At 71.5% G+C, this 18,854-nt stretch carries 10 protein-coding genes; 3 read left to right on the forward strand and 7 right to left on the reverse strand.

Translation table 11 applies throughout. The annotated features are described in order from the left end of the window. Positions 1-30 precede the first annotated feature (30 nt). From ACWD3E_RS08175 to ACWD3E_RS08205, 7 genes are all read right to left on the reverse strand, one after another. Positions 31-1,737 carry an enoyl-CoA hydratase-related protein gene (locus ACWD3E_RS08175; RefSeq protein ID WP_451386716.1) on the reverse strand — a complete coding sequence of 569 codons (1,707 nt, stop codon included), beginning with the start codon at positions 1,735-1,737 and terminating at the stop codon, positions 31-33. 165 nt (positions 1,738-1,902) lie between these two features. Continuing rightward, positions 1,903-3,369 (reverse strand): caspase family protein, encoded by a 1,467-nt coding sequence (locus ACWD3E_RS08180; RefSeq protein ID WP_451386717.1) that lies wholly within the window; start codon positions 3,367-3,369, stop codon positions 1,903-1,905. 10 nt (positions 3,370-3,379) lie between these two features. Then, the gene (locus tag ACWD3E_RS08185; protein WP_451386718.1) at positions 3,380-3,730 is read right to left on the reverse strand and encodes a Pepco domain-containing protein; all 351 of its coding nucleotides are present in this window, start codon (positions 3,728-3,730) and stop codon (positions 3,380-3,382) included. Positions 3,731-3,834: 104 nt separating this feature from the next. Further along, entirely contained in the window at positions 3,835-4,047 is a 213-nt protein-coding gene (locus ACWD3E_RS08190; RefSeq protein ID WP_451386719.1) for a class I SAM-dependent methyltransferase, read from the reverse strand. 2 nt (positions 4,048-4,049) lie between these two features. Further along, entirely contained in the window at positions 4,050-6,452 is a 2,403-nt protein-coding gene (locus tag ACWD3E_RS08195; RefSeq protein ID WP_451386720.1) for an Ig domain-containing protein, read from the reverse strand. Positions 6,453-7,105: 653 nt separating this feature from the next. Further along, positions 7,106-7,399, reverse strand: coding sequence for a hypothetical protein (locus ACWD3E_RS08200; protein WP_451386721.1), 294 nt, complete (start codon positions 7,397-7,399; stop codon positions 7,106-7,108). A gap of 55 nt (positions 7,400-7,454) precedes the next feature. Next, the gene (locus tag ACWD3E_RS08205) at positions 7,455-8,537 is read right to left on the reverse strand and encodes a PP2C family protein-serine/threonine phosphatase (protein WP_451386722.1); all 1,083 of its coding nucleotides are present in this window, start codon (positions 8,535-8,537) and stop codon (positions 7,455-7,457) included. Between the two features lie 239 nt (positions 8,538-8,776). Between ACWD3E_RS08205 and ACWD3E_RS08210 the strand changes: the two genes are divergently transcribed. The 3 genes from ACWD3E_RS08210 to ACWD3E_RS08220 all read left to right on the forward strand — a co-directional run bounded on the left by ACWD3E_RS08210 (position 8,777) and on the right by ACWD3E_RS08220 (position 18,853). Then, positions 8,777-11,584: a SpoIIE family protein phosphatase gene (locus tag ACWD3E_RS08210; RefSeq protein WP_451386723.1), complete on the forward strand. Its 2,808-nt coding sequence runs from the start codon at positions 8,777-8,779 to the stop codon at positions 11,582-11,584. Between the two features lie 517 nt (positions 11,585-12,101). Next, complete coding sequence (locus tag ACWD3E_RS08215; RefSeq protein WP_451386724.1) at positions 12,102-15,335, forward strand: hypothetical protein; 3,234 nt, start codon at positions 12,102-12,104, stop codon at positions 15,333-15,335. After that, on the forward strand, positions 15,335-18,853 hold the full coding sequence (locus ACWD3E_RS08220; RefSeq protein ID WP_451386725.1) for a hypothetical protein: 3,519 nt from the start codon (positions 15,335-15,337) through the stop codon (positions 18,851-18,853). The genes ACWD3E_RS08215 and ACWD3E_RS08220 overlap by 1 nt, the downstream gene beginning before the upstream one ends. The last annotated feature ends 1 nt before the right edge of the window (position 18,854 follow it).

Here is an 18,854-nt window from a genome sequence, read left to right on the forward strand (position 1 = left end):
TGGGGCGAGGCCCGTCTTCCGGGCCCTTGTTCATGACCAACAGTCCGTCCGATCCGTCACTCCCGCACCCGGACCGTCCGGCAACGGGACGGGCGGAGGCTGCTTGCGGACGAACGCCCGGCGCAGCGCGTGGTACGGCGCCGAGGGGTCGTCGAAGATCCCTCGCATGCGCGAGAGCTCCTGCTCGCGGTGGGCAGCGAGCGGCATTTCGGCCTCGCGTCTTTCGTGCTCGGCCTTCTTCGCCGCGATCCGCACGGCCATGTTGGGGCCCGATGCCGCGCGGGCGGCCAGTCGGGTGATTTCTTCCGTGAAGTCCCCGGGAGCGCAGTCGACGATCCGGTCGGCCAGGCCCATGTCCAGCGCGCCGGCCGCCGACACGGGCCGGGCCTCCTCGGCGAGCCGCGCGGCCGTGGCCTCCCCCACCCGGTGGGGCAGGGTGCGGGTCCAGTACTCCGACCCGTACAGGCCCATGCGCCGGTAGTGGGGGTTGAGGACGGCGCCCGAGCGGCACCAGACCTCGTCGGCGGCGAGGGCCAGCATCACCCCGCCGGCGGCGGCATTGCCGCCGATCGCGCTGACGACGAGCCGGTCGGTGGTCGTGAGCACCGCCTCGACCAGGTCGTTCATGGCGTTGATGTTGGCCCAGGACTCGGCGGCCGGATCACTGGCGGCCTCGATGACGTTCAGATGGATGCCGTTCGAGAAGAAGTCCCGTTGTCCGCCGAGCACGAGCACGGTGGTGGGGCGGGTGCAAGCCGCGCGGTAGGCGTCCAGCAGGCGAACGCACTGGCCGGTGCTCATCGCCCCGCCGGGGAACGAGAAGGACAGCACTCCCACGGGCCCCTGTTCCCGGTACCGGATGTCGGACCAGGTCCGCCGTCCGCCGGATGCCCAGGCGGGTGCGGGTACTTCGGGGAGCGGCGGCAGCCGGTCCGCCAGGGCGAGGGTGGCGGGGAGCTTGCAGGCACGCTCCTGTCCGACGGCGGTACGGGCGCGGAGTTCCGGAATCCACACCGCGCCGTCCGTCGTGGCCCGGCACACCGCACCGGCCCGGGTTGCCAGCAGTTCTCCGGGACGGCCTCGCAGGCCGTCCTCCGCGTGGCCGCCGTGCAGGTACCACTCGGCGCCGAGCAGCTCGTCCCGGACGCCGGGCTGCGAGTCGGCGGCCCGCAGGGTACGCAGGACCGATTCGGTGTCGTCCTCGGGCCAGGAGATCCGCCGCTCCTGCTGACGAAGGGCGGGACGGGCGCGGACCGTACCGGTCTGCGGGCGCGGTACGAACCCGTCGGCGACGCGCCGGACGGCTTCGTGGACCGCGGCCACCGCGGCGTCGGCCATCTCGTTGCGGTACAGGTCGCTCTTGCCTACCGGCGGGACGCGGAAGGAGGCCGTCGCCCAGACGTCCCCGGCGTCCAGTTCCTCCACTGCCTGGAGGACGGTGACGCCCCATTCCCCGACGCCGTCGAGGATCGCCCGGTCCAGGGACGAGGGGCCGCGGTCGCCCACGGGGCCCGGGTGCACGATCAGGCAGCGGTACCGGCTCCACACATCCTTGGGTACGAGCGCCTTGAGCATGGGGGCGATGACGAGCTCGGGGCGGTGGCGCTCGACGGCGTCGCGCACGACGGCGCTGTCGGGCGTGACCTCCACCTGGACGGTGTGGCCGCGGTCCCGCAGCTCGGCTCGGACGCGCTGGGTCAGGCTGTTGTCGCTGCCGGCGATAAGCAGAATGCGCATGACGCCCCTTTCAGGGATGCCAGGGACGCCTGCGCCCTCACGGGTCGGTGTCCTCCGGCCGCCAGCGATCGTCGAACACCCCGGCCACGCGCCGCCGTGACGCGCCCCAGACCCTCACCCGTAAGGGATCCGACGCCCCACCACTTGGCGGGTCCCGCGTCCGGTTCAGTCCGAATTCAGGACGAATGACGTCTCTGCCTGCCCGTATCCCGATGCCGATGCCGTCAGCTCCACCAGATACGTTCCCGCCTCCGCCGTACCCGCGGCAGGCGTCGCGCACTGGGGGGCGCTCGGTTTCCGGTCCCACCGCACGGTGTTCGTGACGGTGCCGTGGGCAGGCACCTGGAACAACTGGCTGTCGGCGGTCCTTGGACAGTCGGCCGAGGACCAGTAGGGGTCCGTGCCATCGGCCTTCGTGACGGTCAACCTTGCCTTCCGCGGCCCGAGGTCGACCTTGCAGTCGCTGTCGGAGGAGTTCTTCGCCGTCACCAGCACGGTGGGGGCCTCGGCGTGTGCGTAGGTGTTGTGGAGGCTGCGTACGGTCAGCTCCACGGCACTCGGGGTGCAGGCGGGGAGAGCGGCGCTGTCCGATGCCTTGCCACGGTCATCGGTGTTGCCGTTGTTGTTGGTGACGATGGCCCAGACCGTGACGCCGAGTACGCCGAGGAGGACCAGTGCGGAGAGCGCCCGCCCTGCCTGCCGGAAGCCGCGCCCCACGCGCGCCGATCGGGGCGTGCCTGCCAGGGCGGCCATCGCGGTGCTCATGTATGCCGTCGTATCGGCGTCCGAACGACCGACGGACGGTTCCGGGGAACGGCCCGACCTCGTGTTCGGCGTCCTCGGCGGCGGCAGGAAGGAGAAGTCGTCGGCCGGGATGTCGGTGACGATCCGCAGCGTCTGGGGCTGCCCGGCCTTCCGGTATGCCCGGTGCAGTTCCGTGATCCGGTCCTGGACGGACCGCTGGAACTCCTGTAGGCCGAGTGCTGCCGCACCGGGATGGGCAGCAATGATGTCCGACACCGACCGCGAGAAGATGCTGAACGATTCGCCGGGGCGCACACCGGCCACAGGGTCGACGGCCTTGTCCCGCGAGCGCACGAACAGTGCGAACTGCCCCGCCGAGCAGGCGTACACGTAAGCCACCTTGCGGCGCAGCGCGGCGCTGACCTTCTGCCAGCCCCACTGCGAGACACTCGCGAGGCCCATCGACTCCTGCTCGATCCCCTCCCGGCAGGCGTCGATCAGGAAGACGACGCGACCCGCGGGAGTCTCGTCGAGGTGTGCGCGCCAGTCGATCGCCACACACCCGGATTCGAAGGGGTGCGTGTCCTCCTGGATGTCCTCCGGGACGAGGAAGTCGCGTCCCGCGGCGTGCACGCCGTGCCCGCTCAGCAGGATGAGGAGCGTGTCGTCCCTGCCGGCACGTCTGAGGAAGCCGGCTACCTGGCCGTCCACGAAGTTCCGCGACACCTGCTTGCCGTCCTCGCGCCCGGCCACGACCAGAACGTCGAAGCCACGGTCCTCGAGCACCGATCCGAGGCGGGCGAGGTCACCGGGGACGAAGGGAAGCCGCGGGACACCGCGCATCTCATAATCGCTCGCCCCGATGAGCAGAGCTCTGTGGCGTGCCATCACACACCGGTCACTGCTTGAAGACCAGCGTGATTCCATGGCCGCGCTGGATCTGCGCGCTGCCGATGAACTGCACACCGCCGCTCGCGGTCACCTGGAAGGACAGGTGTGCCTCCCGCAACGGCAGTGGCCCACCCCGCGCGGCAGCTTCGGTGAACACCTGCTGCAACGCGTCCACAGCGTCGGCAAGATTCTTGCGCAGGGGCCCCAGAGGTACGTTCCTCAGCCGCACCTCGGCATCCCCGCCGCCGAACAGGCCCATGGAGTCGCCCTCGTCCTCGAGCTCACCGTCCTGATCGTCGCGCGACACCCAGAACGGCAGCGCCGGTACGTCGGGCGGTCCTGCGGCTGAAGAACTCACGACTCCCCCTCGGTCAGTGACGATATGTCAACTGTACGTATCCAAAGGGTCGTTCGCGCCCTCAGTGACCAAACCGGTGTCCTGGCCGGTGTGGACGTGATGCTTCACAGCCGCCGGACGCGCAGCACGCCGGTCAGCATGGAGAGAAACCTTGTCGTCCATGACGTTCCACAGGCCGGCCAGGATGCCCCCGGGTCGGGCTCGACCGCAATGACTTCGGCACCCAGCGCGACCAGCGTGGCGGTCAGCTTGCCGGTTCCGGCGCCGAGGTCGAGCACGCGCGGACCGGGTGCGGGTTCGAGCGCCCAGTGCACCATGGTCAGGCCACCTTGAGGGAGATCTTGACCGTGAGCGTGGCATGGGTGGGGCTGGTGGAGTCGGCCACGGCGAGCATGAAGGTGTAGCTGCCGGCCTTGGTCGGCTTGCCGGTGATCGCGCCGGTCGTGCGGTTCAGGGTGAGGCCGGGCGGCAGGGCGGTGGCGGCGGTGTACGTGTACGGGGCCTTGCCGCCCGACGCCTTGACCGCGGTGCTGTAACTCTCGTTCAGCGCCGCCGTCTTGAGCGTGGTCGGGGAAAGGGTCAGCACCGGGCCGCGGATGCTGCCGGACAGCTCCAGCAGCGCCCCGATGGCGGGCGAGGCCGTGCAGCCGCCGGTGGTCAGCTCCACGGCGTAGTCGCCCGCGGCGTGGACGGACAGCGCGGCCACGGTGCCGGGCGCCGGGGCGGCGGTCAGTGTGGCGTGGCCGGTCTGGGCCAGCGCCACATGCACAGTCCGGCAGCTGCCGGTGCCGGTGGTGGTGTTCTGGACCAGGAGCGAACCCGCGCCGTTGGCGTGGAAGTAGGCCCACTGCTGGGCCGTCGCCGAACTCAGCGTGGTGGTGTAGTTGGTGCCGCCCGCCAGCGGGCCCGCCGCCGCGGCACGGCTCGGGCCGACGGGCAGGGCCCGGGAGGCCGCGTTGAATTCGCCCGCTGTCTCCGGCTCGATGGTGTAGCCCTGGCCGAGGCTGTTGCAGCCCCACGGGATGATCTCCACGTAGTAGCGGCCGACGCTGCTGCCGACCTCCTGCCCGGGCAGGACGAAGGTGTAGGTGCTGTTGGCGGGCAGCGAGACCGAGTCGAGCTGCTGGGTACCGGTCGCCCCCCACAGCGTGGCGGTGATGCCGCCGCAGGGCAGCGAGCCGTTCACGGTGGTGTTCTGCACCCGGACCGTCGCGGTGACGGCGTCGGCCTTCTTGTAGAGGACGTACCAGTCCTGTCCGCTGCCGGAGGCCAGTTGCTGCGCCGAGGCGACACCGCCCGGCAGCGGCGGCCAGGCTGCGGCGGCGCTGCCGGCGGCACGGGGCACGGCGGCGGGTGTCCGCGCCGGGACCACCCATTCGGCGGCGGACTCGGCCTCCACCGTGTAGGTCTGGCCGCCGGTGTTGCAGCCCCAGGGGATCAGCTCCACGAAGTACCGCCCCTGCGCGTCACCGGCCTCCTTGCCGGGCACGGTGAACGTGGTCGTGGCGTTGGCGGGCAGCGATACCGACCGGATCTGGTCCCTGGTGCCCGCGGACCCCCACAGCGTGGCGGTGATGCCGCCGCAGGCGGCGGAGCCGTCCACCGTGGTGTTCTGCACCCGCACCGTCGCGGTGGCGGAGTCCTGCTTCTTGTAGAGCACCAGCCAGTCCTCGGAGCCGGCCCCGTCGACCGTGCCGCCGTAGAGCGTGCCGCCGTGCAGCGGGGGCCAGGCGTAGCCGATCGAGGTCCCTGCCACCGGCGTGCCGCCCGGCACCGCGGCCGGGGCGGTCCACTCCGCCCCAGCTTCCGGCTCCACCGTGTAGGTCTGGCCACCGGTGTTGCAGCCCCAGGGGATCAGCTCCACGAAGTACCGCCCCTGCGCGTCGCCGCCCTCGGTCGCGGGCAGGGTGAAGGTGATCGCGCCGTTGACGGGCAGCGACACCGACTGCACCTGGTTGCCGGTGCCGGTCGATCCCCAGACGGTGGCGGTGATGCCGCCGCAGGCGATGGTGGCGTCGGCGGTGGTGTTCTGCACCCGCAGCGTGGCCAGGTTGGTGTCGGCCTTCTTGTAGAGGACGTACCAGTCCTCACTGCCGTTGCCGCTCAGGGTGCCGCGGTAGGAGTTGCCGCCCAGCAGCGGGGGCCAGGCGGAGCCGATCGAGCTGCCGGCCTGGATGTGCAGGGAAGGCGGGGCGAGCGCGGGGCCTCCCCCACCGGTGAGCTCCAGGCTGTAGGGGGCGACCGAGGTGCAGCCCCACGTGTTCACCGCCACGTAGTAGCGGTCCGCGCCGAGTTGCCGTCCGGCGAGCTGGGCGGCGGAGCCGGCACTGATCCCGCCCGTGGAGTTGAGCTGGCCTCGGGTGCCGTCCGCGTCGTAGAGCACGGCCTGGATGCCCGCGCAGGGGGCGTTCGCGGCGGCGGTGCTGCGCACCGTGACGGTCACCGCGGCACCCGGCGAGGCGGCGTAGACCACCCACCAGTCGTTCGAGCCGCTCACCAGGGCGCCGGTGACAGTGCCCGTCAGCACCCCGGCGCTGCCGATGCTGTCCCCGGCTCCCGCCGCCGCTGCGCCGGGCCGGATCGGGCCGGCTGCGGCCGGTCCGCACAGCGCGAGCAGGACCGCCAGCACGGCGGCGGCGACCGCCGCCGCCTTGGCAATCGGCCGGGCCTGCCCCCGGCGCGGCGGTAGGGATCTTCCCCACGGACGACGTGCACCACTCACGGCTGATCCCCCCACGAGAACAGTTCGAGCCGTACAGGCCGGGCACGGACACGATGCGTCTGCGGCCTGGCACAGCACCCCGAATCGGACAGTACGGCTGCCCGGGCCGCCCGCACAAGCTGCCTCCGCCGCGGTCCGTACACGGCCCGAGGCACCGGCTCCGTGGCCTGACGTGCCCTCAGTTCTCCTCGCTGAGCTCTGACCTCGGTGGTCCACTCGATGGCGTTCACACAACGCGGTAGGCCCGATTGGATGCTCTACGCATCCCTAGCCAGCGGCCGCTACCGTACCGGGACGCCTACGCCCTACGCAGCAGTCGGCACTCCTGTGGTCCTCGTGCGCGGCAACTCCCCGGACGGGTCACGGCCTCGGCGGCGACCTGCGTTGTAGAGAGCTATCGGGACGACGCCGAGTTCCTGGGCGACCTTGCGCATGCTGACCGCCTCGGGCCCACTGTGGTCGGCGAGCGCGATGGCTGGGAACGAGCGGTGGAACAGACGGGAAGAGCGGCGAGGGTCGTCGGGGCACCCTCGTCCTGGCCTGGACCGTCCACCGGGCCCGCCTGGTGCCCCGGCCGCTGACCGGCCTGGGCCTTCCCCCGCCGGTTCGGCCTCGGCCCTCCCGGTGTTCGCCACGGATCCGGCCGCCAGGCGTCACTCTCCGTCGATGTCCGGGCGGATCTCGACCGTGAAGGCCGCGTCCTCGGGGCCGGCGCCTTCCTCGTCCGCCCAGATGATCACGCGTACGTGCTTCTGGACGGCACCCCGGCGGTCCCACTCCGACACCAGGTCGGTGACGACGAGGGCTGCGACGTACTGGGCGTCCTCCTTCGGATCTTCGGTGGTGACGGTCCCCCGCCAACGCCCGGGATGGTCGCCGTAGGGGCGCCAGCCCTCTGAGCCGTGCGGCTCGTCCACCCGGTACACCCAGTCCGTCGCGGTGCTCATGGAGCCGATCCTGTCACTTTCCCGGCGGTCTCCACGTGGGCGCCCGGCTTGCCGGTCAGGAGCCGTGGCCGAATCCGCTTGAGTGGACGACGCGCCCGTGGCGGTGGCGTCGGTGGCTGTCGGGCTCGCGGTAGAGCGCGACGAGCGCGGCGTCGTCGTCGAGGCGTCCGCGGACGTGCGCGAGCAGATCGCGTTGGATGTGGTGGAGCAGTGATTCGGGACTGCTCTTGTTCCACTGGGCGGCCCGGGCCTCGAAGGGGTAGAAGCGGCCGGCGCCGTCGCGCGCTTCGATGACGCCGTCTGTGTAGAGCAGGAGGGTGTCGCCGGGCTCGAAGGGAGCCATGTCGATGGTGTATCCATCCGGTCCTGTCTCTGTGATCCCCAGTGGCGGCGCGGGGTGCAGGCTGGGGACGGTCAGGGCGCTACCCGGGCTGAGCAACAAGGGAGGGGGGTGTCCGCAGCTGATCATCCGGATGATGGGGTCGTCGTCGGGGAGTTCCAGGAGCAAGGTGGTGGCAAAGCGTTCGCCGGCCTCTGTGGGCGGCTCGAAGTCGGCCAGGTAGCGGGTCACGCTCTGCTCCAGAGTGGCCGCCAGATCGGGGAGAGTGGCGTGCCGGTGGGCGGCCTCACGGAATGCTCCCAGCAGGAGGGCGGACTCGCCGATGGCGGACAGGCCCTTGCCGCGCACATCTCCGATCATGATGCGTACGCCGCCGGTGATGCGTGTGGCCGCGTACAGGTCACCGCCGATCTGTGCCTCGTCCTCGGCGGCCATGTAGAGGCAGGCGATCCGCAGTGAGCCCATCCGCTCCGGCAGTGGCCACAGCAGGCCGTGCTGCGCGGCCTCCGCGACCGACCGCACCTGCGCCAACTGGCGCTGGTGTCGCTCGCGCACCATGCAGAAGAACACGGTCAGGGCTGACAGCACCGCCAGGGCGAGGATCTGGACCAGCACGTTACGCGAGAACAGCACGCCGAAGTGCCAGCCGATGTATGCCTGCGCCGCCACAGCCAGGAACCCGATGAGCCCAGTCAGCCTGGGACCGGCGAACGAGGCGGTGATCGCAGGGGCGATGACCAGGAGCGGGCCCAGGTGGACGTCCTCCGGAACCAATTGGTCCACTACCGTGATCAACACGATGAGTACGATCGGGACCACCAACAGCGCGTGGCTCGACTGCCGTAGCTGCCGTACATCAGCCAAGCCGTGCCCGGCGTTCACAGCTTCCACATTGCCACCGTCGGGGACACCTGACGAACAGGGACGGCTGTGACCTCCAGCGACAGGTGGCCAGGCACAGTGCGAGGACCGCTGATGAACGGAGTGTGCTCACCCGGCTCGCGTTCAAGGGCCCGATCCGGTGATATCAAGGGTGTATGGAAGTATTTTCCGGGCGCCCGCGGGGCCCGGAACGTCATCCGCCCGTCGGAGGCTGGCGCGAACGTCGCGCTTCCCTGCTGGACCCACGCAGTGCGGCCGGTCAGGTGTTCCTTCTCCAGGTCGTGATCGTGGTCCTGCTGGTCGTGGCTGCGGTGGGGACCACGGTGCTCCAGGCGGCGAATGACGCGCTGCAACAGGGACGCAGGGAGTCGGTCGTCGCGGCGCATTCGTTCGCGAGTGCGCCTGGCGTGGCCGAGGCGCTGCAGAGCCGGGATCCGACGGCGGTGCTCCAGCCCCGGGCCGAGGCGGCGCGCAAGCGCGCGGGCGTGGATTTTGTCGTCGCCATGAACACGAAGGGGATTCGTTATACGTATCCCTACCCGCAGGAGATCGGGAAGAAGTTCGTCGGCGCCATCGCACCGGCGCTGAAGGGGCATACCGTCGTCGAGCAGGCCGGTGGGCCGCCGCTGCCCGCGGGCAAGGGGACGGATGTGCAGGCGGTGGTCCCGGTGACCGACTCGCACGGCAAGGTGGTCGGCCTGGTCTCCGCCGGAATCACGGTCAAGAACGTGGCGGGACTGTGGATGCCACAGCTACCGATCATCCTGGCCAGCGGCGCCGCCGCGCTGGCGCTGGCCGTGACGGGCACGACGCTGGTGTCCCGGCGGCTACGGCGGCACACGCACGGCCTGGCACCGGAGGACCTGGCGCAGCAGTACGCGCACCACGACGCGGTCCTGCACGCGGTGCGAGAAGGAGTGCTGATCACCAGCGCCGACGGACGACTGCTGCTGGCCAACGACGAGGCGCTACGGCTGCTCGAACTGCCGGCGGACGTGCGAGGGCGCCCGGTGCGGGAGCTGGAACTGCCGGAGCCGGTCATGCGTCTGCTGTCGTCGCCGGAGGCGATCACCGATGAGGTGTATCTCGCAGGAGACCGGCTGCTGGCGGTGAACAAGCGGCCGACGCACCCGCAGGCCGACGGGGGAGGCAGCGTGGTGACCCTCCGCGACACCACGGAGCTGGCGGCGGTCTCGGGGCGGGCCGAGGTCGCGCGGGAGCGGCTGAAGCTGCTGTACGAGGCCGGGGTGGAGATCGGGACCACGCTGGATGTGGAGCGTACGGCCCAGGAGCTCGCCGACGTGGCGGTGCCGCAGTTCGCCGACCTCGTGACGGTGGATCTGCTCGAAGCGGTGCTGCGAGGGTGGGAGCCCACGGCGGAGGGCTGGCGGCATCTGCGCCGGACGGCGATCGGCGGCGAACAGCAGACGATGCCGGTGTATCCGATGGGCGAAGTGATCACGTTCTCGCGCGGAACGCCGCAGATGCGGACGCTGCAGGAGCGACGGGTCATGCTCGAGGCGGACCTGCGGCAGGCACATGGCTGGCGGGAACAGGATCCGGAGCGCGCCAGAAAGGCCCTGGAGTGCGGGTTGCGTTCGCTGGTGGCCGTGCCACTGCAGGCGCGGAACGTACCGCTGGGTGTGGCGAACTTCTACCGGACGGTGGATTCCCCGGCGTTCGAGCCGGAGGATCTCACCTTCGCGGAGGAACTGGCCGCGCGGGCGGCGGTGGCCATCGACAACGCCCGGAGGTTCACCCGGGAGCACGCGATGGCGGTGACGCTGCAGCGCAGCCTGCTGCCGCGGGGGCAGCCGGAGCAGGACGCACTGGAGGTGGCCTGGCGGTATCTGCCCGCGGAGGCGGGGGTGGGCGGGGACTGGTTCGACGTGATCCCGCTTCCGGGCGCTCGAGTGGCTCTGGTGATGGGTGACGTCGTCGGTCACGGGCTGCACGCGACGGCGACGATGGGCCGGCTGCGCACCGCGGTGCACAACTTCGCCACCCTGGACCTGCCCGTGGACGAGGTGCTCGGGAACCTGGACGACCTGGTCGTCCGCATGGACAACGAGGAGAACGAGGAGAACACGGGCGACGCCACGGAAGGCCACGAGGGGGAAGGCGTGACGGGGGCGACCTGTCTCTACGCGGTCTACGACCCGGTGACGCAGACCTGCACGATGGCCCGTGCGGGGCACCCGGAGCCGGTGGTGGTGCGCCCGGACGGGACGGTCACCTGTCCTGGCGTACCGGCCTCGGCGCCGCTCGGCCTGGGCGGCTACCCCTTCGAAACCGTGGAGCTGGCCCTGCCGGAGGGTTCACAACTGGTGCTGTACACCGACGGCCTCGTGACGGACGACACCCATGACATCGAGGTCGGCCTGGAAAGGCTGCGCCGGGCGTTGGACGGGTCCGAGGGCCGCACGCCGGAGAAGACGTGCCAGGCGGTGATCGACGCGCTGAAGCCGTCGCATTCCTCCGACGACATCGCGCTGTTGACGGCACGTACCCGGCAGTTCCCGCCCTCGTGCGTGGCCATGTGGGACGTGCCGCCGGACCCGGCGCTGGTTCCCTCGGTGCGGGCGCGCTGCCGGGAGACGTTGCTGGAGTGGGGGCTGGAGGAGATCGCATTCGCCACGGAGCTGATCGTCAGCGAGTTGGCCACGAACGCGATCCGGTACGGCTCGCCGCCGGTCGGCGTACGGCTGCTGCACGGACGCTCTCTGATCTGCGAGGTGTCGGACGGAAGCAGCACCTCGCCGCGTATGCGGCGCGCGGCGACCACCGACGAAGGCGGGCGGGGGCTGTTCCTGGTGGCGCAGTTCGCCCAGCGGTGGGGGACGCGGTACACCACCCGCGGCAAGGTCATCTGGGCGGAGCAGCTTCTTCACGACGCATCCGCCGCCTCGGGCCCGGCACCGGTCGACTTGCTTCTCGACCAGTTCGATGATCCTGGCCTGTGAGCTGGTGCAGAGCCTCGACGACATCTGGTGAAGGCCACGAGGACGACGCCGCTCCGGACGCCATCGCCAAGATCGGAAGCGACGCGGTCGTCCGGCTCGACGGGGCGTACCTGGCGGCCAGTGGCGGACGCAGCCCGTTCGTGATGGTTCGGCATCCACGCGGAACACGAGCGTCCACTGCTCCGGCTGCCCGCTCTCGGCGACACCGTGGCCGGCTCCCGCGTCGGCCGGTGCGCGCCGCTCCGAGCGTCAGTCGGCCGTCGAAGCCGAGGCGAGCTGTCCGATTCCGCCCTTTGCTCTCGCCACTGCTCCAGCCGGGCGGAACGCATCGCCACTCGTGGGACACAGCAGGCCCCGCGGCAGTTTGGACACGTCTGTCGGGTAACAAGAGCCTTGCACCGGATTTCGGGTGATGCCGACAAGGGTGCTTTGCGGCCGGGACTCCTGCCCGCGATACACAGCCGGCGAGTACGTGTTACCGGCGTTGGCACACTAGTCGGCACATGGAGGCGGGTTCATGGGTGGACCAGGCGGCACAGAGCCACAGCCGCCCCCGGTGATCAGGCGGGTGCGGTACGACAGCGGCGTGCTGGCTGTCTCCTGGAGCGGGCCCGCAAAGCCGAGCCCCGTGCCGGCGTATGTGGTGCAGGTATTGAACGGCGAGAGCACGGTCGCAGAGGCCTGGGCCGGGTCGGCGACCGATGCCGCACTGCCGCTCGACGTGACGCCTGGTCAGACCTACCAGGCCCGCATCGGGATGTACATCGGCAATTCCGGGCCTGAGCTCTCTCCGGAGGTCGCGATCGTCACCGACACCTTCGCGGTCGAGCGGGCCGAGACGGACCCGGTGACCGGCGCCCTGACGCTGTCCTGGAAGGCCGCGGACACCGACGACTTCCTGGTCCGGCTCGTGGTCAACGGCACCGCGCCGGATCCGGAAGTCCCAGTCGCCGGCGGATCCTTCGTCGTCAAGCAGCCACCCCCGCCGGGCTCGACGGTAGCGGCCACTCTCGCCCGGATCCGGACCGGCGAGGACCTGGTGTCCATCGGCCCGCACGGCCCCGGGTTCGCGGCGCCGACGGAGCGGCCCGAACTGCTCGAAGCCGAGTTCGACGGCGGCCTGCTCTCGGTGGCCTGGACCGGCGTCCCCACCGCGGACGCCTACTGGATCAGCGTGCTGAACGACCGCGGGGTGTTCTTCCCGGCCACCGAGGTTCACGCACCCGCGACCACGGTCGAGGTGGAGCCCGGCATCGTCGACCACGGCACTTACCGCGTCGTCGTCCAGGCCGTCAACAGCGCGGGCTCCGGGCCGCCGTCGGCACCGCTCCAGATCCGGCTCACAGCGCCGGCCCTCACGCGGGTGACGTCGGACGCCGCGACGGTCTCGATCGACGTGGTGCCGCCGGACTTCGCACCCACCGCGTACGACGCCGTGCTGTTCCGCGACGGCGTGCCGGTCCGCCGGGAGACCCTAAGCCCCGCGCCGACGCTGTCGCTCACCGTTCCCGAGCCGCTGCCGCGCGGCGCGGCGTACGCGGTGTCGGTCCGCGGGCGGGCCGGGCGCTCGGCCGGCCCGACGGTGAGGGCCCCGGTCGTGCCGGCCACGCCGAGCGTCGCGTCGGTGGTCTGCGACACGGACCTCGTCGTGGCCGCGACAGCCGGCGAGCTGTCCGAAGGGGTGCCGATCGAGGCGGTGCTGTACGTCGACGGGGTTCCGGGCACGCCTCAGCGGGTGGGCCCGGACGGCACCGCCGTGTTCACCGTGCCGGTCGGCGACGTCGCCGTCGCCGTCCGTGGCGTCGACGGCGTGGCGACCGGGCCGTGGTCCGTGCCGCTCCCGGCACTCACCGAACCGGCCGGCTTCACCCTCGCCCGCGCCGACGGCGGCCGGGTCGCCCTCGCCTGGAGCGGGCCGCCGGACGGGACCTTCCGCGCCGTCGTCGGCGACACCGCTCTGCTGACGCAAGGCCAGACCGCCGATCTGCCGCTCACCTCCGGCCGGGCCACCGTCACCCAGGTCGCCGGCGTGGCGAGGGGACCGGTGACGTCCCTCGACCTGGTCACGGCTGGTCCCCGGCTCACCGGCGTGGCCGTCGGCGCCGGCCGGAGCGTGACGCTGGCGTGGACCCAACCGCAGTCGCCACCGCAGTCGCCGGCGCTGACCGGCGTGCAGCCCGTGGTGCGCTGGGACGGCGCCGAGGTCGAGCTGGCGGTCCAACCGGGCACCGGCGATCCGATCGTCCTGACGCTGCCGGACGGCATCCCCAACACCGCAACGATCGCGCTGCGGGGACTGGCCGGCGTCGCCGTCGGCCCACCCGGTGACGCCGCCGCACTGCTCACCGTCGCACCGACCGGCCTCAGGGTGGCGTACGACGGCGCCCACCTGCGCGTGTCCTGGGACGCGCTGCCCTCGGCGCTCGTGGACGGGTACCGGGTCAGCACGATCGTCGACAAGACCGTGACCACGCTCGGCGACACGACGGCGACCTGCGGCAGCTGGCCGGTGGAGATCGAGGACACTTCCACCACGGTCGTCGTACGGGCGCTCGCCGGTCTGGCGGCCGGGGCACCGTCAGAGCCCGTCCCGGTGTTCACCGAGGCACTGTTCGTCGGCCCTTCGTACGTCGCGCCGCAGCTCGGTCCGGCGCTGACGGCGACCGACATCACGCTCGGGCTGCCGGAGCTGTTCCTGACCCGGCAGACCGACACCATCGAGCTGCCGCTCGGCTTCACCCTGGCGCCGGCCGGCTCCGGGCCGTACGTGTACACGTTGCTGATCCCGGCGACCAGCCCGGTGTGGAAGTTCACCGACCGCCCCGACGTGATCGCGCAGTGGGCCGCGCTGCTCGCCCGGCTCCAGCCGGTCGGCATCACTCCGTACGGGGTCGCGGCGCTCACCGAGGCGGTGTCGCGGTCGATGCCACAGACGTTCGACGAAACGCTGTACTTCGCCTACGGACTGCGCTTCGACCGCGGCTACTTCGACCTGCGCCCCGGCATCGTGATGCGCGTCGAGTACGAGGGCTACCAGATCGCGCCGGGCGCCCAGGGCAACCCGTTGTCCGGGTTCGTCACGGCCGGCGTCGCCGACTACGAGGTGGCGTCCTACGACAACTCGGGCACCTGGACCAACGGCCTGGACGCCTTCCTCGCCGAGCTCACACGGCAGAACGGCGTCGACGTGCCCAATCCGTCGGGGCCGCCCACGGGGCAAGGACAGCTGTACGGCAGCGCGGGCGCGTTCGACCTGTTCGCGAAGGCACTACGGCTGCCGTACGCGCGCCTGGTCTTCCCGAAAGCCCTGCTGCCGACGACCACGCCGGGTTCGTTGTGGCCCCAGCAGAACGCCGTCCTGCTGGCGGCCACCACGCTCGGTGCGCTGGACGCGGCCACCGAGAACGTCCGCCGGCAGGACCCGCCCGGCGGTGGCGTCGCCGCGGCCTACCTGCGCGGTCGCGCGGTGGTCCGGGCGATGGTGCGGATCACCGTGAACGGCGCACCCCGGCTGGTGCCGGTGGGAACGACGCTCGGCAACGTGCTCGCGAGCGAGGGCCGAAGGCCGTCCGCCGTCCCCGTGCCGCTGAGCGGTGTGACGATGCACCGGCCGCGTACGGCGGCGGTGCCGGCTGACGGGAAGGCCGACGACTGGCTGATCGTCCCTGGCTGGCAGCCGCGCGACCCGGCCGTGCTCAAGTTGCCGCTGCTGCACGGCGATCGTCTCGATCTCGCCACGGGCCTCGGCTGATGACCGAGCCCACGTTCACCCGTGCCGGAGACACACCGCTCTACTGGGCGGATCCGACGGACCGCGTCGCGGCCTTCCTGGCCTCCGACCCGGGAGCGCTCGGCGACCGGCCGACGCTGACCCGGACGTGGGTGGACAGCCGTGGTGCGTACGTCTTCCTCGGCAGGCCGGCCACGGACTCGGCGGGATTCCTGGCGGCGCTGCGGACCTGGCTCGACTACTACGCGCCCCAAGGGCCACCGCGCTTCCTGTGGGTCGCCGACCCGACGGCACCGCCGACCGCGTGGGTGACGACCGTGCTGACCGTCCGGGCGGACCGGGACGGGACCTGGGTGGTGAACGGGGCAACCTTCCAACTTGCGGACTACCGGCTCGCGTTGGCCGAGGGCGGGGTGGTCGCCCCCTCGGACACGGCGGCGGGCTGGGGCTTCGCCGTCGCCGACGGGGCCGACTGGTCCGCCGTCACGCTGTACTCGCCGACGGCCCGGTTCCCCGCGCGGCGCACGACCACGCTGCTGTGCATGGCGGCCGGGCACACCGGTGCATGGCGGTTCGTCATCGACGCACCCGCGGGCAGCGGGGACACGTTCGCCGGGCTCGGGGCCGGGCTGCGCTTCTTCACACCCGGGGACGAGGGCCTCGTCAAGACCATCCGGTTCGGCGTCGTCCGCCAGCCGGAGGGCGTCGGCCTGGAGTTCCACACGCAGATCGATCCGCTGCGGCCACTGGACGGCGAGCGCACCTCGCTGGGCTTCTTCGCACGCACGACGGGCGAGGGCGATCCGCCGGCGCTGCCGTCCGGGTACGCCACGGTGCTCGGCCACGGCGTGGACCTGCGCCCGCTCGCCGCCGGAACGAGTACGGCGCGCCCGGCCCGGCTGGTGTTCGGCCTCGCACCGTACCTCTCCGACGAGAAGGCGAACGCCGGCTACTACCTCGTCCCGGACGGGCCGTTCGCCGTCGAGGCCGCGACCGCGGGCTCCCGCGTCATCTGCGGCATGTCCGGTCTGGAATACCTCGGTCTGCCCGCCGAGGGCTGCACGCTGGCGTTCCTGCCCGGCCAGCCGGCCTACGCGCCACTCGGCCCGGACAGGACCGGCGCCGACTCGCTCACGTCGCACGGGACGACGTCATGGGTGTCGGTCGAGTCGGCCGCGGACGCCGGCGTCGTCACGTACTACAGCCAGCCGGAGGACGCACCGCTGTACACGGCCGGCGAGGCGGCTGCGGCAGGCGGGGTCGACCTGCTGGACTTCTGCGAGGTGCCGGCCTCGACCGCGGCCCGGGCTGCCTTCCCGATGGCGCCGTTCCACGGGCTCGCCGACGACGCGGTCCCCGACGCGGTCGCCGTCGAGCAGCTGGCGATCGCACCGACCCGCCGCGCGGTGATGCTGCCCGGCGGGGGCGGCGAACCGGCGCCGGACGCCGAACCGATTGTGGCCGTGACGCCGCAGGGGCTGGCCGTGGGGCTGGCATCCGACTTCAGCTGGAGCTGGCTCGGCATCGGCCACGACGGCGGCGCGGCGGCGAAGCCGGACCTGCGCTTCACCACGGTCACCGGCCGGTTCCGGAAGGCGATGCAGACCAACAACCTCTTCCTGGTCCTCGGCAACCCGGCGGAGTTCAACCAGTTCGGCTCGGTCGCGTATCAGCTCACCACGGCGACGCTCAACGTCATCGCCACCATCCCCGTGGACCACGGCGGCGTGCCGGCCAATGTCCTCAACGCGGTACGCAACGCCATGCACGACACCGAGTACGACACCCGAACCGCATTCGTCGCCGCACTGGTCGATGCGTGTCCCGAGATCACCGAGGCGGAGCAGCTCGTCTTCCTGCGCTACGGCGGCCGGCTGACGCCGGTCGCCGGGGGCTGGCCGTTCCGGCTCTCCCCGGAGAGCTGGCGGGAGTCGACGTACCTCATCGTCAAGTTCGTTCTGGGCCGCTGCATCGCCGACCTGGTGGAGGACGTGTCGACCTGGGCCTGGCCCGAGGCCGCCTCCCGTACCGGCCGGCCGGCGGACGCCCAGGAAGCGATCCGCGGTGTCATCAAGGCGGCGCGCAACGCGCCCTCCGGGTCGCCCTACGCGTCGTTCCTGCAGGTCGTCCAGGACCCGAACTGGACCGGTGTGCTGGCCCTTTCGGCGGAGGTCCCGCTGGACGAGCTCCCGGACGAGCTCCAGGTGCTCGCGGCCGGGATCGACCCGGGGCAGTTCGCCGCGCACCACTTCGGACTGTCGCTCACCCCGTACCGGCGCGCGGACGGGCAGTTGGTCTTCGAACGCTCGGCGATGTTCGGGCTGATCGACTACCAGAACCCCGAGGACCAGTACTTCAGCGAGAACATCCACTATGCCTTCCGTGTCCTGCAGTTGACGGTCGGCGTGCGCAACTCCGTCGTCACGACGTTCACCACCAGGGCCGAACTGCTCGTCAACCGCCTGTTCGGCGCGCCCGCCCGGCTGCTGCCGACCACGCACGGAAACAACATCATCCTCGACGGCGCACTCCAGCGACAGCAGCTGCCCGACGGCACGACGCACGACACGTACGTGTTCTCGATGGCCGAGCAGAACACCTTCCAGCTCGACGGACTCGTACTGCAGAGTGCGGAGTTGCTGTCGACGCAGCTGGTCACCGCGAAGGCCTCCGACCCCGGGTCGGGCAAGGCGACCGTCGACGCCGTCTTCCAGCTGGCGGGCAACCTGCGGTTCCAGGAGCCGCAGAAGTTCGACCCGTTCTGCTGGGGCGCGGACGCGGCCGGGAAGGACGGCTACCTGCGGTTCGGCGGCCTGGCGATCGCCATGTCGTTCGACCTCGGCGATCCGGCCGGAACCACCAGGTTCACCCTGAAGGACGGCAACCTCTCGTTCGACCAGGCGAACAGCAGAGCGCGCGCGCAGTCGCTGGTCGCCCGCTTCCCGATCCGGCTGAACGGACTCATCGCCACGCCCGATCCGCAGCTCGCGACGGGCGCGCCACCACCGCCGCAGACACCCGCCGATATGGGATACGTCTCGGTCACCGCGCCGCTCGACCAGTCGACGCTCACCCAGCCATGGTACGGGCTGGACTACACCGTGGACCTGGGCTCGCTCGGGGCGCTCGCCGGGAGCAAGGCGCTCGCCATCCAGGTGCTCGTCGCATGGAGCCCGGGCACGGCCGACACCGATCCGGGGATCTACCTGGGTGTGCGACTGCCGGGTGCCGAGGGGCTGCTCGGGGTCAACCTGCCGCTGCAGGGCGTGGTGACCATGGGCTTCAAGTCGGTTGAATTTCTGGTCGCCGAGGAGCCGGAGCTGCCGCGGACGTACACGCTGCGGCTGCGGGACTTCGCGCTGCGGCTGCTGGGCCTGGCGTTCCCGCCCGGGCACAACGACGTGATCCTGTTCGGCAATCCGGATCAGGGCGGCGCCTCGAAGGTGGGCTGGTACCTCGCGTACGCGTCGGCCGCCGACCCCAAGCGCCTGCCGCCACCGCCGGTCCGGGCGGTGCTGCGTTCCGGCAGAGGAGACTGAC

This window comes from Streptomyces sp. NPDC002676 (assembly GCF_053592455.1).